The 16621-nt window shown below is 45.8% G+C and carries 14 protein-coding genes; 12 read left to right on the plus strand and 2 right to left on the minus strand.

The genetic code is table 11. The features are described from left to right. Positions 1-265: 265 nt before the first annotated feature. Positions 266-673, plus strand: coding sequence for a cell division protein SepF (sepF, locus tag VJ249_10200; protein HKZ94931.1), 408 nt, complete (start codon positions 266-268; stop codon positions 671-673). A gap of 539 nt (positions 674-1212) precedes the next feature. Here sepF and VJ249_10205 read toward each other — a convergent pair. After that, complete coding sequence (locus VJ249_10205) at positions 1213-1440, minus strand: hypothetical protein (GenBank protein HKZ94932.1); 228 nt, start codon at positions 1438-1440, stop codon at positions 1213-1215. A gap of 307 nt (positions 1441-1747) precedes the next feature. On the opposite strand from VJ249_10205, the gene psmB reads away from it, so the two are divergent. The 3 genes from psmB (at position 1748) to VJ249_10220 (ending at position 4682) form a co-directional block, all read left to right on the plus strand. Continuing rightward, on the plus strand, positions 1748-2389 hold the full coding sequence (psmB, locus tag VJ249_10210; GenBank protein ID HKZ94933.1) for an archaeal proteasome endopeptidase complex subunit beta: 642 nt from the start codon (positions 1748-1750) through the stop codon (positions 2387-2389). Positions 2390-2419: 30 nt separating this feature from the next. Beyond that, on the plus strand, positions 2420-4336 hold the full coding sequence (locus VJ249_10215; GenBank protein ID HKZ94934.1) for a beta-CASP ribonuclease aCPSF1: 1917 nt from the start codon (positions 2420-2422) through the stop codon (positions 4334-4336). Positions 4337-4508: 172 nt separating this feature from the next. Beyond that, positions 4509-4682 carry an AbrB/MazE/SpoVT family DNA-binding domain-containing protein gene (locus tag VJ249_10220; GenBank protein HKZ94935.1) on the plus strand — a complete coding sequence of 58 codons (174 nt, stop codon included), beginning with the start codon at positions 4509-4511 and terminating at the stop codon, positions 4680-4682. Between the two features lie 31 nt (positions 4683-4713). On the opposite strand, the gene VJ249_10225 is transcribed toward VJ249_10220, so the two are convergent. Beyond that, the gene (locus tag VJ249_10225) at positions 4714-6105 is read right to left on the minus strand and encodes an ATP-binding protein (protein HKZ94936.1); all 1392 of its coding nucleotides are present in this window, start codon (positions 6103-6105) and stop codon (positions 4714-4716) included. A 782-nt stretch (positions 6106-6887) separates the two neighbouring features. Here VJ249_10225 and VJ249_10230 point away from each other — a divergent pair. The 8 genes from VJ249_10230 (at position 6888) to VJ249_10265 (ending at position 16616) form a co-directional block, all read left to right on the plus strand. Then, on the plus strand, positions 6888-9638 hold the full coding sequence (locus VJ249_10230; protein HKZ94937.1) for a type I restriction-modification enzyme R subunit C-terminal domain-containing protein: 2751 nt from the start codon (positions 6888-6890) through the stop codon (positions 9636-9638). After that, the gene (locus VJ249_10235) at positions 9635-11152 is read left to right on the plus strand and encodes a restriction endonuclease subunit S (GenBank protein ID HKZ94938.1); all 1518 of its coding nucleotides are present in this window, start codon (positions 9635-9637) and stop codon (positions 11150-11152) included. Before VJ249_10230 ends, VJ249_10235 begins: the two co-directional genes overlap by 4 nt. Next, a complete protein-coding gene (locus VJ249_10240) occupies positions 11142-12614 on the plus strand; it encodes a class I SAM-dependent DNA methyltransferase (GenBank protein HKZ94939.1) in 1473 nt (490 codons plus the stop codon). Before VJ249_10235 ends, VJ249_10240 begins: the two co-directional genes overlap by 11 nt. A gap of 220 nt (positions 12615-12834) precedes the next feature. Next, positions 12835-13431 carry a hypothetical protein gene (locus VJ249_10245; GenBank protein ID HKZ94940.1) on the plus strand — a complete coding sequence of 199 codons (597 nt, stop codon included), beginning with the start codon at positions 12835-12837 and terminating at the stop codon, positions 13429-13431. Next, the gene (locus VJ249_10250) at positions 13428-15047 is read left to right on the plus strand and encodes a terminase family protein (GenBank protein ID HKZ94941.1); all 1620 of its coding nucleotides are present in this window, start codon (positions 13428-13430) and stop codon (positions 15045-15047) included. Before VJ249_10245 ends, VJ249_10250 begins: the two co-directional genes overlap by 4 nt. Positions 15048-15174: 127 nt before the next feature. Next, complete coding sequence (locus tag VJ249_10255) at positions 15175-15300, plus strand: hypothetical protein (GenBank protein HKZ94942.1); 126 nt, start codon at positions 15175-15177, stop codon at positions 15298-15300. Positions 15301-15447: 147 nt separating this feature from the next. Beyond that, positions 15448-15855, plus strand: coding sequence for a transcriptional regulator (locus VJ249_10260; protein HKZ94943.1), 408 nt, complete (start codon positions 15448-15450; stop codon positions 15853-15855). Beyond that, positions 15840-16616: a MinD/ParA family protein gene (locus VJ249_10265; protein ID HKZ94944.1), complete on the plus strand. Its 777-nt coding sequence runs from the start codon at positions 15840-15842 to the stop codon at positions 16614-16616. The genes VJ249_10260 and VJ249_10265 overlap by 16 nt, the downstream gene beginning before the upstream one ends. Positions 16617-16621 lie beyond the last annotated feature (5 nt).

Below are 16621 nucleotides of genomic sequence, written 5' to 3' on the forward strand. Positions count from 1 at the left end.
TTTGATTCGTTGGTTTTGCTCGTTTTGTAAGGAAAATGTTAATTTTTGGTTTTTGTGTCGGCTGAATTGTTGGCGTTGATGTTATTTCTTAACATTGTTTGAAAGGCAGTTTTGATGTGTGGTCGGGTTTTCTTATGTTGTGTAGGGGTACCAAAGGATTCACAAATATTAAGTGTATCATCATGTATTTGGTATCATTCGAAACAGCTCGGAAAATCGATATGTGAGGTCGGTTAAGGTTCTCTAAAACCTGTGTGGAGCTGAATTGAAGTTGCCAAAATTGGGTGAGACTTTAGGCAAGGTTTTTGGAAGGGGTAGGAAGGAAGCTGGGGAGTCTGCGAGTGGTGGGGAAGAGAAATCTGTTGTCCCTGTGGGTGCCCCTGCTGAGAAGGTGTATTTGAAGGCGTTGCCGCTTCGAGACTTGGAGGATGTGGAGATGATTAAGCAGGAGGTGAAGTTGGGCAACGTGTTGATTTTGAAGGTGAGTCCTTTGGCTAAGAAGAGCATTGACGACGTGAAGATGGCTGTGAGTCAGCTTATGGAGTTTACGCAGTCTGTGGGCGGGGACATTGCTAGGCTTGGTGAGGAGCGGGTTGTAATTACGCCTTCGTTCATTCGGATTTGGCGTGAGAAGACTGCGACTGCTGGAGGAGCCTTGCCTACTGCGGCTTAGGCTGAGTTTGTATTATTCTTGATTCTGTTTCCATGTTGCAGCTCTGCGGTTGCAGGAAAAGAAATTTCAAAAGAAGAAGCAGACCATTAATGAAACAAAACCCCAACATTCAAGAAGTCATTATTTACTTGAGCTAAGCGGAAGTTAATCTGAAACAGAAACCAGCCTACACCCCGTCCTTGGCAAAGCCAGGCCTAATCTTTGACGAAGCCTGACACAGAACAGTGCGCTAGCAGAGCCTATAAGCACCATACAAGAACCCAAACAGACCCCAAAGAAACAATGCTCAATGCTTGTTGATGACACTAAGAACGATTGGGCATCAACACCCACACAGCCAGCCGCCTATAACATAGAAGTAGTAGTCCATCAAACACGCGAGGCAGACTACTTCTAAAGCAGAAACCCGCTTCGGTGTTATCACCAATCCTAAGCGAAAGTTAATAACATCTGAAAAGAAAACCGCTTTCAACATCCAAGAAGTTGTTGTGGCAAAACCTTCAACGTCAACAACAACTTCAAAACAGCCACAGCCCTTTTCAACGACCACAAACAGTCTGCGCCTGCATGTTCAACCTGCAACTGTCCAAGCCACCGTAGCCATGCTGGGCGTTGATGTCACCGAGAACACTTGTATGACGATGTCCACACAGCTTCAGCCAGTAATACGCTCCAACATAGTAGAAGAAGGCGCTAAGCGATTGCTCCCTTCTTCTTTTTGAAATTTCTCTTCCCGCGGTGCTTGCCAACATCGCGAGCTTCATCATCCCAAAAGCCACGCAGGGCAACATTAAACGTCACGCATGACTATGTTGAAAGTGCCATTAAGACACAAGCCAACAGAACCAGAAACACCAACCAGAAACCAAACTGAGCCCAGACCACAACAGAAGAGCCTAACCATCACCGCAAAAAATTTTTTCAGCACTCATAGTAACCCCCCATTCATTCAGTAATGACTTACTCTACCGTAACGCTAATTAACAAGTCACCCGTGAATACAATTCTCTCAGTTCCCGACGAGTTTTAACCATTCCGCAATTAGGAACAAGTTTCGGGAGAGAAACAATAAACATGACAAACACTCAAAACCCAAATGAACTAGTCCTGAAAGGAACAACAACAATAGGCATAACATGCCGAGACGGAGTCATATTAGCCTCCGATACCCGCGTTACCATGGGCTTCTTCGTCGCACACCACAAAGGCAAGAAAGTTTACAAAATCGACGACCACATCGCCATGACCATATCAGGTGTGGTAGCAGACGCCCAAAAAGCCGTAGACATCCTAAAAGCCAACGCACAACTCTACCGCCTAAACACATCCAGACCCATGCCCATCAGCTCAGCCGCCCGCCTGGTCGCCAACCTACTGTTCTCATCACGCTACGCGCCACTGATCGCACAAATACTAATCGGCGGATTCGACGACACAGGACCACACGTATACTCAGTCGACCCATTCGGAAGCATAACCGAAGAGAAAATGGTAGCCACGGGATCAGGCTCACCAGTAGCCTACGGCGTCCTCGAAGACAAATACAAACAAGACGCATCAGTCAAAGACATGGTCAGCGTAGTCGTGAAAGCCGTTGAATCAGCAATGAGAAGAGACGCAGCAAGCGGCGACAGCTTCGACATCACAATAATAGACAAAAAAGGCTACCGAGAGCTAAATGAAAAAGAGAAACGCAACATAGCAACAGCCTCATGACACAGAAAAAAAGCGGAGCAATGAACAAGCGTGACAGTAGGCGGCAAAGACCAAGCCGAAATAAGCCAGACAATTCTAGAACATGTTCCAAAAGAAGCTGAAGTAACCCGTATAGAGTTCGAAGGCCCCACCCTCGCCGTTTACACCAAGAAACCAGAAGTCCTAATCGAACAAAGCCACGTTGTCGCAGAAATAGTAAACATAATACGAAAAAGAATCGTAGTCCGATCCGACCCTTCAGTAAGACTAACAGAAAAGGAAACCGAAAAGCTCATCCAAGAAATAGTCGCCAAAGAAGCCGAAATAACCGGAATAAACTTCGACCCAAGCCTCGGCGAAGTCATAGTAGAAGCAAAAAAACCCGGCCTAGTTATAGGCAAAAACGGCGCTGTGCTCCACGAAGTCATAAAACAGACTCGTTGGCGACCACGCGTATTGAGAAGCCCACCCATTCCGTCTAAAATCATGATGCACATGCGCCATTTCCTACACACTGAGAGCAAAGAGAGAAACCGCATACTGCGCAATGTGGGTGAAAGGATTTTCAGACCCGCAATCCATGGAGTCGGAGACATACGTTTAACGGCGTTAGGCGGCTTCCAAGAAGTGGGCAGATCCTGCGTTCTAATCCAAACCAGAGAAAGCAGCGTCCTTCTGGATTCAGGCATCAACCCCGGCGCACAGAATCCGCTTGAGGCTTTTCCCAGGTTTGATGCACCTCAATTCGACTTGGACGCTTTAGATGCTGTAGTCATAAGTCACGCTCATTTGGATCACTGCGCTCTTGTTCCCTTCTTGTACAAGTACGGTTATGACGGACCGGTTTACAGTTCGGCGCCCACCTCCACTCTCATGACGCTGTTGCAGCTTGACTACTTGGACGTGTTGAGCAAGCAGGGGTTGATGGCTCCTTACGATCAGAAAGATGTGCGCGACGTGGTCATGCATACAATCCCGATACGCTTCGGCGTAGTCACAGACATCGCTCCGGACATTCGCTTGACTCTGCATAATGCTGGACATATTCTGGGCTCGTCTGTGGTTCATTTGCACATCGGTGAAGGATTACACAATGTGGTTTACACCAGCGACTACAAGTATGCGAAGACTATGTTGCTTGAGCCTGCGGCAACAGAGTTCCCTAGAGTTGAGACTATTATTACTGAAAGCACGTATGGTGCGCCTCAGGATATTATGCCTTCTAGGCTTGAGGCTGAGGAAAGACTTGCCTCGGTCGTGAATCAGACTTTTGAGAAAGGTGGCAAGGTTTTGATTCCAGTGCCAGCTGTGGGCAGGGCTCAGGAGATTATGTTGATTCTGGACGGGTATATGCGTCAGGGTCGGATTAAGGAGGCGCCTGTGTTTATTGAGGGTATGATTTCTGAGGCTACGGCTATTACTACTGCTTATCCTGAGTATTTGGCTCGGGAAGTGCGTGATAGCATTCTTCATGAAGGTGTGAATCCTTTCCAATCCGATTACTTTACGATTGTGGAGCATCCGAGTGCGAGGCAGGAAATAATAGAAGGCGAATCCTGTATTGTTATTGCTACATCTGGGATGCTTGAGGGCGGACCGGTTATTGAATACTTTAAGCATTTGGCGTCTGATGAGCGTAACACGATGATTTTTGTGAGTTATCAGATTGAGGGCACGTTGGGGAGGCGGGTTCAGAAGGGTTTGGGTGAAACGCCGATTATGAGCAGTGAGGGGAAGATTGAGATTCTCAAGGTTAGGTTGCGCGTTGAGTCTATTGAGGGCTTTTCTGGGCATTCGGATAGGAGGCAGATTACTAATTATATTCGTAGGCTTTCGCCGAAGCCAGAGAGAATAATCGTGTGCCATGGTGAGAAGTCGAAGAGCTACAGCCTTGCTGGTTTCTTTCAGAGGGCTTACAAGACTGATGTTCTTGTGCCCAGTCTGCTTGAAACTATTAAGCTTCGTTAGGGGTCTAGGTTTCGTCAATTTGGTAGTTTAGTGTGACGCTAGGTTATTCTGCGTTGTTCTGTGTTGCTGGAAATCACTTGGCGTGATTTTGTGTGATTTTGCGTAACTTTATTTAGTGTTGTGTGGGTTCTTGTTTGTGTGGTTTGGTTTAGGTTGAGGGGCTGGTTCGGGTTTGGGTGAAGCAAGTGAGGTTTTTGTGGCTCGGGTTGTGGTTGGTGGTAAAGTTACTATTCCCTTGTTGGTGCGTGAAGTGTTGAGGATTGAGGAAGGCGACTACGTACGCGTAAGCATAAGCCAAGTGATCAAAAAGAAGCCGCATAAGGAGAAAGCGAGACGGAGAAGTTAGGGTTTGAAGTAGGGATGAGGTGGCTTGGGGTTTAGAGTTGTTTGAAGTCGTCTAGGTCGAGTAGGAGGGTTTCTTTTTGTTGGAGTTGTTTTTTGTGGGTGATTTTTTTTGCGATGATTGCGTAGTTTTCTTGTTTTCGTGGCCATCTGAAGGCTGAGGCTTTGGCTTCTAGGTCGCTTAGGATTCGTTGGCAGTCTTTGTTGTTTAGTGTGCTCCATTTTACTTCTATGAAGGTGGCTGTGGTTTTTTCTTGGTCGAGTGCGATGAGGTCTATTTCTGTGTCTTTGTGCCACCATTTTCCTATGGTTTGGAAGGTGAAGGGTAGTTGGTTTTTTCTTTTCATTTCTGTTAGGAGTTCGCGGGCGGCTTGCTCGTATGTTGAGCCTAGGTAGGTGTTGTAGTCTTCTTTTATTTTGTTGAGGATGTGGTTTGTGTTTCCGATTTCTAGTTCGGCTTTGTTGGGGAAGATGTATTTGTACCAGAATTTTAGGTAGTTGTCTGCTATGGTGTAGTGTCCTTTTCTTGGTTTGGGTTTGATGCCTATTGGGTATGTTCTTTGGATGAAGCCTAGGTCTTCTAGTACGCTGGTGTATTTTGAGAGTATGCTTTTGTCCATGTTTGTGAGGTTGAGGATTTCGCCGTAGTTTTCTGCTCCTTGGGCTATGGCTTTGAGGATGGCTGAGTAGTTGCGGGGTTCTCTGAGTTCTTCTCTTAGGAGAAATTCGGCTTCTTCATAGAGGAATTCGCCTTTTTTCAGGATTTTGTCTTCGCAGTTTTGCCAGAAGTCTTTGTGTGGGTCGAATTTTTGTAGGTAGGCGGGTATGCCGCCGAGGCAGCCGTAGACGTTTATGAGTTCTTCGAGGTTATAGTTTGGGAAAAATTGCTTGAGGTGGGGTAGTTTTAGGGGTTCCAGTTTCCATTGTCCGGTTCTTCTGCCGTACAAGGGGCTTTTGTAGCCTAGGACTTCGGTTTCCATCATTCCTACGGATGAGCCGAGTATTATGAGCATTACGTGTTTGTCTTTGAGGTTTAGGTCCCATATTTTCTGGAAGATTGATGGGATGGCGTGGTTTCCCTCGATTAGCATGGGAAACTCGTCGAGGATGATTAGTGTTTTTTCGTTTTTTCTCCATTTCCAGAATTCTTGGAAGAGTTCTATCCAGTTCTTAATGTCTAGTTTTGCGAAGCTTTCATCTCTGAGAAAATCGCTCATTCTCAGTTTTAGGTCCTGCAACAGCTCAGATTCGGGTCTGCGATCTGCGAGAAAGTATATACGAGGTTTAGCCTTTGAGAAATTTGAGCAGAGTTCGGTCTTGCCAACCCTTCTTCTTCCGTATATGACAATAAGCTCAGCGGACTTTGAGGAAAAATGGTTTTCGAGAAATTGAAGCTCTTCTTCTCTGTTCACAAATAGTTGAATCATAAGTATCCTACTTTAGATTCAACTATTTAAGACCTATGTCTCCAGCCGCGTTTCGCATTTGTGCCATCTTTGGACCGAGAACTGCAACTATCTTTCAGAAGTCGCTTAGCTGCTTCTCTCGCTAATCTGTGTAGTTGTTAGAGGTCCAAGATGAGCTGAACGTCTGAAACTGTCATTGCCTTGTCGCCTCCGCTGTCAGCTATCCCTCTGGCTCCGTAGAAATGAACAAGTTCACTATTTTTACGTATGTTCGATTTTATTGAACAATTCCATGAGCAAAGCAGCAGGTTATGCCTGAGCGCTGGATAGAGTCTTTGAAGATCGTGCACTTTCTGGGCAGTGATTGTTATTCGAAGTCGAGCGTCTAATGTCATGCACAATTTATGAGCGTTACGTTTTGGGAATTACTTCTTCTTGGGCCAAGAAATGGATGTCAGCCCCATGAGTGAGAAGGAACTAGTTTGTGTGATGTTGTCTTTATGATATTGTTTCGTTGATTGCGGTTTCGTACTCTGGGTATTTCTCGGCTAAGAGGAATCTGCCAGGGAAAGCGCAATATTGTAGATGAACCCTTTCTCCGTTCACTTATCAAGTCGGGAAGTTGAGCCTGAGTTCACATAACTCCTAGCGCGTATCATTGCTGAGAGCAATGCTGGGTTACAGATAGGCTTAGACATATATTGTGAACGCATCATTGAATCGTGGGAGTGGTTGATCCTACTATTGCTGACAAGATTTATTCGGATGATTGTTTTCTATGTTAAATAGCCGGGGTGTGGGGCATGAAGCCTGAGGACAAGGCAAGGCTGAAGATTGATCAATTGCTTATGACGGCAGGTTGGCGGGTTCAGGATTTCCGTGACCTTAGTCTTGGGGCTTCTTTGGGTGTTGTTGTGCGTAATTTTCCTTTGATGTCTGGGTTTGCTGATTACTTGCTTTTTGTTGATAGGAAGGCGGTTGGAGCTGTTGAGGCTAAGCCTGAAGGGACTACGTTGGGCGGTGTTGCTGAGCAGTCTGAGAAGTATTTGCGTGGTTTGCCGGGTAGTATTCCGCATGTTGGTGAGCCGTTGCCCTTTGCTTATGAGAGTACGGGTTCTGAGACGTTTTTTAGGGATTTGCGTGATCCTGATTCTCGTTCTCGCCGGGTTTTTGCTTTTCATAAGCCTGAGATGTTTCGTGAGTGGTTGTCGCAGCAAGATACATTGAGGGCTCGGCTTAGGAATTTGCCGCCTTTGATTACTGAGGGTTTGAGGGATTGTCAGGTTGATGCGATTAGGAATCTTGAGGTTTCTCATGCTCAGGCGAGACCGAGGGCGCTTATTCAGATGGCTAGTGGTAGTGGTAAAACGTTTGCGGCTGTGACTTTTGTTTATCGGTTGGTTAAGTTTGCTAATGCGAAGCGTGTTCTGTTTTTGGTGGATAGGAATACTTTGGGTCGTCAGACTTTGCAGGAGTTTCAGCAGTATAGGACTCCTGATGATGGGCGAAAGTTTACTGAGCTTTATAATGTGCAGCGTTTGACATCGAATAAGATTGACTCCGTGAGTCGTGTTTGCATTACGACTATTCAGCGGCTCTATGCAATGTTGAAAAATGAGGAGCTTGCTCCTGAGCTTGAAGAGCAGTCAGTTTTTGAGATTGCGCCTAAGGATATGAAGCCTGTTGAAGTTGGCTATAATCCTGATATTCCTCTTGAGATGTTTGATTTCATTGTAACCGATGAGTGTCATAGGTCGATTTACCATCTTTGGCGTCAGGTGTTGGAGTATTTTGATGCGTTCATTATTGGGTTGACTGCGACTCCTTCGAAGCAGACTCTTGGTTTCTTCAATCAGAACCTTGTCATGGAGTACGGACATGACCGTGCGATCGCGGATGGCGTCAACGTTGGGTATGAGGTTTATCGCATTGCCACTGAAATTACGCAGAGGGGTAGTGAAGTAAGCGCTGGTTTTTTTGTTGACAAACGGGATAAGCTGACGAGGAAGGTGCGTTGGGAAAAGCTCGATGAGGATTTGTTGTATGACGCTGGTCAGTTAGATAGAGATGTTGTGGCTCCCGATCAGATTAGGACTGTTGCGCGAACTTTTAGGGATAGGTTGTTTTCTGAGATTTTTCCGGGTAGGAAGGAGGTTCCTAAGACGCTTGTTTTTGCTAAGGATGATTCTCATGCTGAGGATATTGTTCAGATTGTTAGAGAGGAGTTTGGTAAAGGTAACGAGTTTTGTAAGAAGATTACGTATAAGACGACTGGTGAGAAGACTGAGGATTTGATTGCTAGCTTTCGTAATTCGTATTTTCCGCGGATTGCTGTTACGGTTGATATGATTTCTACTGGCACGGATATTCGTCCTCTTGAGTGTTTGTTGTTTATGCGTGATGTTAAGTCGGGTGTTTATTTTGAGCAGATGAAGGGTCGCGGGACGAGGACTATTTCTTCTACGGATTTGAATGCTGTTACTCCTGATGCATTGCATAAGTCTGGGTTTGTGATTGTTGATGCTGTTGGTGTGTGTGAGAGTGATAAGACTGATTCTCGTCCTTTGGAGCGCAAGCGTAGCGTTCCGTTTGAAAAGTTGATTATGTCGGTTGCTGTTGGAGTCAGAGATGAGGACTCGCTTTCTTCTTTGGCTGGTAGGCTTGCTCGTTTGGATAAAGAGATAGGGGATAAGGATAGGAAGGAGGTTGAGGCGGCTGCTGGTGGAAAGAAGTTGAGTCAGGTTGTTAACGAGCTTTTGGATGCGGTTGATCCTGACATGCAGTTGGCTAAGGCGAAGGAGCTTTTTGGAACAGAGAGGCCGTCAGAAGACCAGTTGAAGAAGGCGTCTGAGGAGTTGGTTAAAAATGCGTGTAAGTTGTTTGATGATCCGAAGTTTAGGAACACTGTTGTTGATGTTAAGAAGCGGAATGAGCAGATTATTGATGTCGTCAGCAAGGATGTTCTTGTTTTTGCGGGTCCTGATGCTCAGGCTGCTGAGAAAGCGAGGCTTATGGTTAATTCGTTCAAGGACTTCATTGAGAAGAATAAGGATGAGTTGATTGCTTTACAGATTATTTATAGTAAGCCTTATGGTCAGAGGCATTTGACATACGAGGCTATCAAAGAGCTTGCTGAGACTGTTAGGAAGCCGCCGTACAACTTATCGCCTGAGCTTCTTTGGATGGCATATCAACAGTTAGAAAAATCGAAAGTCAAAGGCGCAGGTCCACAGAAGCTTTTGACGAATATCGTTTCATTGGTTAGGTTTGCTGTTGGCGCAGTTGATGTTTTGGAGCCGTTTTCTGAAACCGTAAATCATAGGTTTGAGGAATGGCTTGCTGGACAAGAGAAGTTAGGAAGGAAGTTTACGCCAGGGCAGAAGGAGTGGCTGGTTATGGTTAAAGATCATATTGCCACATCGTTAAGCATTGGAATAGATGATTTTGAAAACGTGCCCTTCAACCAGAAAGGCGGAGCGATCAAGGCATACCAACTCTTTGGACAGGAACTGAACAAGATTCTCGAAGAATTGAACATGGTGTTAGCAAAGTGACAGAGAAGCGCGATTCATTTCATCGTCCAAAGGGTTGGGTAAGAGTAAGGTTAGGCGAGATAAGTGCAAAGATAACAGATGGAACGCATTTCACTCCCAAGTATGTTGAAAATGGTGTCCCATTTATTTCGGCAAAGGACATTTATGAGAGAAAGATAAGTTTTGATGATTGTAAGTATATCTCTGCTGAAGAACACAATAGTCTGATAAGAAGATGTAATCCTGAATATTTGGATGTGCTTATCACAAAGAGTGGAACAATTGGACGCACTGCTGTTGTTAGAACTAATAGACCTTTCAGTCTTTTCGTAAGTGTGGCTCTCATCAAGCCCTTCAAAGCATATATTGATTCTGATTTTATCGCTTTTTCATTGAGAAATTATATCAATAATATCAGCATAGAGCAATCTGTCAAAGGTGGAGTCATAAAGAATCTCCATATCGAAGATCTAAAGGAGATTGTTCTTCCTCTCTGTCCTTTGCCTGAGCAGTGTCGTATTGTTGCTAAGGTTGAGGAGCTTTTTACTAATCTGGATGCTGGTGTAGAGTCGCTTAAGAAGGTTAAGATGCAGTTAAAGCGTTACCGTCAAGCAGTTTTGAAATATGCCTTTGAAGGAAAACTAACCGAAGAATGGCGAAAAACCCACAAAGACGAGATTGAACCTGCCTCTGTGCTCCTAGAACGCATCAAAGAAGAAAGAAGAAAGAATGCAGAAGGAAAATACGAGGAAATGCCCTCAATAGACACATACCATTTACCAAAGCTACCAGAAACTTGGGTCTGGACAACAATAAGCGAATTTGAAACTTTCATAGGAAGTGGCATAACGCCAAGAGGTGGAAAAAAAGTCTACGTTGATGAAGGCATTCCTTTCATTCGCAGTCAAAACGTCCATCCAGACGGTCTTCGCCTCAAAGACATCGCCTACGTAACACCCCAAATGCATGAAGAGATGAAACGAACAAAAACCCATCCAAGCGATGTCCTTCTTAACATAACAGGAGCTTCAATCGGGCGATCTACGTACATTCCCGAGAGATTAACAGAAGCCAACGTAAACCAGCATGTTTGCATAATCAGAACTGGTTGGTGGTTAGTCTCGCCATATCTTAGTTCCTTCCTTAACTCGGCGTATGGTCAAGACCAAATATTTTCAACAGAATCTGGAGTTACAAGACAAGGACTGAACTATGGACAAGTGCGTAGCCTAAAGATACCTTTGGCTCCCCTGCTCGAACAGAAAATTGTGGCGGCAAAAATCGAAGAAGCCTTTTCCATTGCTTATGAAACTGAAAAGAGCGTAGAGCGAACCCTTAAACAAACAAATCAAATGCGTCAAAGTATTCTAAAAAGAGCCTTTGAAGGAAGGCTCGTTTCTCAGGACTCAAGTGATGAACCGGCGGAAAAACTCTTAGAACGAATAAAGCAAGAAAGGGTAAAGAGAGAATCCGCAACCAAAGGTAAAAGAGAAATAATCCTGGGAAAAATGGGGCTGATGCGTTATGTCCAGTGACTCATCTTCGATTGTCCAAAAAACGTGGAACTACTGCAATGTTTTGAGAGATGATGGTGTAAGCTATGGTGACTACGTTGAACAGTTAACCTATCTTCTTTTCTTAAAAATGGCAGACGAACAAACCAAACCTCCCTTCAACAAGCCATCGACAGTTCCTAAAGGACTTGACTGGCAAAGTCTACTTGAAAAAGACGGGACAGCCCTAGAAATCCATTACCGTCGCATTCTTGATTCGCTGGGCAAAGAAAAGGGCATGTTAGGTGTCATATTCAGAAAATCCCAAAATAGAATCCAAGACCCAGCTAAGCTCAAGCGCCTCATCGAACTCATTAACGCTGAAACATGGATAGGCATAGACATCGACGTAAAAGGAGAAATCTACGAAGGCTTACTGCAGAAAAACGCAGAGGACATCAAAAGCGGAGCTGGACAATACTTCACCCCAAGACCACTAATCAAAGCCATGGTAGAAGTAATGCTACCAGAACCAGGAACGACAATCAACGACCCAGCCTGTGGCACAGGCGGCTTCATAATAGCCACACACGACTACATATCAAACAATTATCAACTAGACAAAGACCAAAAAATATTCCTCAAACACAACACCTTCACAGGAAAAGACATAGTCGACTCTGTAGCTCGCTTATGCGTAATGAACCTATACCTCCACGGTATTGGTGGAGACGAAAGCCCAATAGAAGTCGGCGACTCACTCATCAGCGACCCAGGCACACGCTACGACATGGTAATGACTAATCCGCCCTTCGGCAAAAAAAGCAGCATAACCATAGTAAACGGCGAAGGCAAAGCCGACAAAGAATCCCTAATCTATGAAAGACAAGACTTCTGGGCAACCACAAGCAACAAACAACTAAACTTCCTCCAACACGTAAAAACACTACTAAAAATCAACGGAAAAGCAGCCATCGTAGTACCAGACAACGTCCTATTCGAAGGCGGAGCAGGCGAAACCGTAAGAAGAAAACTACTCCACGAATGCAACGTACACACACTACTCCGCCTACCAACAGGCGTATTCTACGCACAAGGCGTCAAAGCAAACGTCCTCTTCTTCGACCGCAAACCAGCAAGCGAAAAACCATGGACACAAAAACTCTGGATATACGACCTACGCACAAACAAACGCTTCACACTCAAAACCAACCCACTACGATACGAAGACCTACAAGACTTCATAAAATGCTACAACCCACAAAACCGCCATGAAAGACAACTGACCGAACGCTTCAAACCCCACACCTATGAAGAACTCATGCAACGAGACAAGGCTAACCTAGACATATTCTGGCTCAAAGACGAAAGCCTCGAAGACACAGAAAACCTACCACCCCCAGACATACTCGCAAGAGACATAACAGAAAACCTGCAAGCCGCACTTGAGCAATTCAACAGCATAGGCGAGGATCTTGAAGAAAGCAGAAGCATTCAACAATAACGCATGACATGTTGCCTAACATCCACTCCGAATATTGCAGCCGCTTTCTCTTTTGAATCTCCTACTTGAATTGGATTATCCAAAGTCCTCTCATCATTGCCCGAATCGTCACGGGCTGTTCAAAAGCATCTCATCTATTTCCTCTATGGTGTCCCACACTGTCCGATAACATTGATATTCCCTCTCGCCACCTCTCCATCAACTGAGGTTAAGACCCGAGATGAGTGCTTTAAGACATGGACTATGGCGCATCGGCTTCATGCTCTGCGACCGCTGCACCATGAACGCAAACTGCGAACAATTCAACCCAAACTCCGTCTGTACAATCGAGAAAGAAGCTTTCGAACAGTTAGTCAAGGAGTTAACTAAGCATTACAAGCTGGACATGGTTGCAGACCGAATTCTAGCTGAAAGAGCCGCCATGTACTTGATCAAGATCTCCAGAGTAGAAACATACGAAGCCATCAGCGGCATAACCCAAAAATCACTCCTCCTAAGCGGCTACATCACCCGACTAGACAACACCCTGCGAGGATTCCTCAACGACCTAGCAGTTTCCAGACTGAAACGCAAAGGCTTGGAAAAAACAGAGCAACTCATGGTAAACGTCGAAGACATACTCGAACGACTAGCAACCAGATCCATAATCGTCCAGAGGGAAAGAAGAACCGTACATGGAGCCATGTACACCGACACACCAACCATGGTTGTCGAGCAGAGGCTTCCACCAAACATCATCGAATACCAGACCATACTCAGCGAATGGCGAAAGGAAATGCACACGCTCCGCGCACTGCTGGCGAAAAAACACAAATGAAAACCATACCCCAAAACGCCCTCCCGCCCCTCACAGAACTATGCCGCCTCCTAAGCCAAATCCTAAACACAGAACCCATCACAACACTCAAAAACATCATACAAGCCATGAACACCCACTCAGACTACTTCTTCAATCAACCATGGCCACGAAAATACAACTTCAACCAAGCCACAGAATGCTGCCCAGCCGACCTAGACTTCATCAACAATCAACAACAAAACGAAAACCTCAACCCGACACACTTGCTCTGCATAAAGAAAAACATCAACCACCAAAACGGCTTCACACCAATCGGCTTCCTCTGGACCCTATGGACACTCAACCAAAAACTAAACAGAAACCCTGAAGCCCCGCTTCTAAACATCCAAGCAGACCCTTCACTATTTGCCAGGCTACTCGTAAACTGGCATCCCTTCCCATACCAAGAGAAACTCCTAGCCGACCAGTCCAAACGCATAGTAAGCTGCTGGGGCAGGCAATGCGGCAAAACCACAACAGTCGCAGTTAAAGCCATACACTACGCATACACCAACCCAAACACAACCGTACTAGTAGCGTCGCCCAGTCTCAGACAAAGCATAATCATGCTAGACCGAATACAAGAACTAATCGAAAACAGCCTCATCCTACGCCAAGGCGTAGCCAAGCAAACCAAAACAGAAATCCACTTACACAACAACTCATTGATCGTGGCGTTGCCGTGCAGCGAAGACTTACTACGAGGATACACCGCTGACCACATCATCTGCGACGAAGCCGCCTTCATGCCCGAAGAAACCATCACACAAGTCATGTTTCCCATGCTAAGCGCCACAGACGGCTCAGCCATCTTCCTCAGCACACCATGGGGCAAAAACCACTTCTACAAAGCCTACACCAACCCAGACTACAGCGTACACCACGCCCGATCAATCGAATGCCCACTCATCAAAACCGAATTCCTACACGAACAGAAGCGCATCTTACCAGACGAAATCTACCGCAGCGAATACCTAGCCGAATTCACCGAAGCAGCGCATTGCTTCTTCCCACAGGACTTGATACGAACTTGCATAGACCCAACACTGGAGCAGATAGCCGATCCACAAGCAGCACCAGACGGCACATACTACGCTGGAGTAGACTTCGGCAAACTCAACGACCACACCGCCATAGCCATCATCAAACACGAACAAACCACACTGAAACTCGTCCACATACACGAATTCCCACTAGGCACACCATACAGCCACGTAATAGGCTACATCGCAAACGCCAACAAAAGAATACAATTCGAAAAACTATGCATAGACCAAACAGGCGTAGGCGAACCCATACAAGAAGAACTACGAAACCAAGACATCCAGAACATCGAAGGCGTAACCTTCACCACGCAGACAAAAGAAGCCCTCTTAACCAACCTCAAACTAGCCATGGAACAACACAGGCTGAAACTGTCCTACAACCGACCCTTAATCAACCAAATCAACCAACAACAATACGCGTACAACAAAACCGGACACCTCAGCTTCAGTCATCCACAGGGCATACACGATGATCAACTCTGGGCACTGAGCTTAGCCGCATATGCAGCCCAACGCCAACCCGAACCCACACTGAGAATAGCCACATAGCCAAACTGCTGCCAGCCTGCTTCATATTCCAGTTTTCGTAACATCGTTGACTGTGAAACATCGCTTATTAGATGTCTGCCATCTTAAGATATATTTGACGAAAGAGAGAAAGGAGAACCCGCCTACAATGTTTGAGGAATTCTCAACCGGAGCTGGACAGACGATTGTGGTATTGTTCTGGCTGATGCTCGCGCTGATCTTCATCTGGGGCCTAACATGGGCTCAGACGCAGCCTGAGGCAAAAGTCGATTAGTGCTTCAGGTTATTGATTCTTGTACGTTGCTTCTATGTTCTGTCGTTTAATTGAGAATCCATAAGCGAGTTTAGTAAGACTTAATAGAACCGACATCACCATTGTTTCTGTAGACACGTATAACACAACTCAGGATAACTGAACAGCATGAGCCTGCCCAGAAAAGTAGACCCCATGTCAACCACACTTCTACAGAAGATCAAAGAATCACTCGACCGCCTCAACGACAAACTGGAAGTCATGATCGAAATCCAGAAGCACGGACAACACACGACACAAGATGGGATACCCGACGTCTTAGACGTCATGACGCTCCTATCACTGCCTGACCATCTGAGAAAAACCGCAGTCACCCTGTGCAAACTTGACCACGCCACAGCCGACGAAGTGTCTGGGCAGACTAAACGTGCACGCGCAGTTGAAAGCGGCTACCTGAACCAACTGGTTTTGATGGGTTATGTAAAGAAGGAAAGACGCGGACGAAAGGCGTACTTCTACGTGGAAAGAGAAGAGAGTCAAAACGAGGAGATGAAAGAGCCATGGGAAAAATCCTAGCCATACACTCTTACAAAGGCGGAACTGGAAAGACCCTTCTCTCAGTCAACCTGTCTACACTATACGCTAATCGCGGCAAAAGCGTCGCTCTACTAGACCTAGACTTCAGAGCACCAAGCCTTCAAGCCATACTCAAAGTACAGAACAGTGAATACTGGATAAACGATTACCTCAACGGCGTCTGCGACGTCAAGAAAGCTCTCGTCGACCTATCGCAATCTCACGCCAAGCGAGGCCGCCTACTTGTAGGCTTAGCCAACCCAAGCACCCAAGCCATCAGAGAAATGACCGCCAAAGACAGAAAATGGGAAATGAAAGCCCTAGGACGACTTCTTTCTCTGAAGACATCCCTTCTAAGCGAGATGGGCTTAGACTACGTCATCTTCGACACCAGCCCAGGCCTACAATACTCGTCAATCAACGCAATCGTCAGCGCAGACGTAGTTCTTGTTGTCTCAGGCACTGACATATCAGACATCAAAGGAACACAACGCATGATCGACGAGCTCTACGACCTCTTCGAAAAGAAAACCGGACTAGTGATGAACAAGGTATTGTTTGATGTACTGGAATCAAAGAATCAGCGCGCTGAGCTAGCCAAGAAGCTGTTGAGCAGCAATAACCTGCCAATGATTGAGATGATCCCATGCTTCTGTGACATACTTCGGGCGGGTGGAGTAACAGTGTTTGTCAACGAAAAACCAGAGCATCCCTTTGTCAAGACTTTGGACAGAATGGCCACAACGATAGAAACCCTTTAACCTGC

The sequence above is a fragment of the Candidatus Bathyarchaeia archaeon genome, assembly GCA_035283685.1.
In the GTDB taxonomy this organism is placed as follows: domain Archaea; phylum Thermoproteota; class Bathyarchaeia; order Bathyarchaeales; family Bathyarchaeaceae; genus DATETJ01.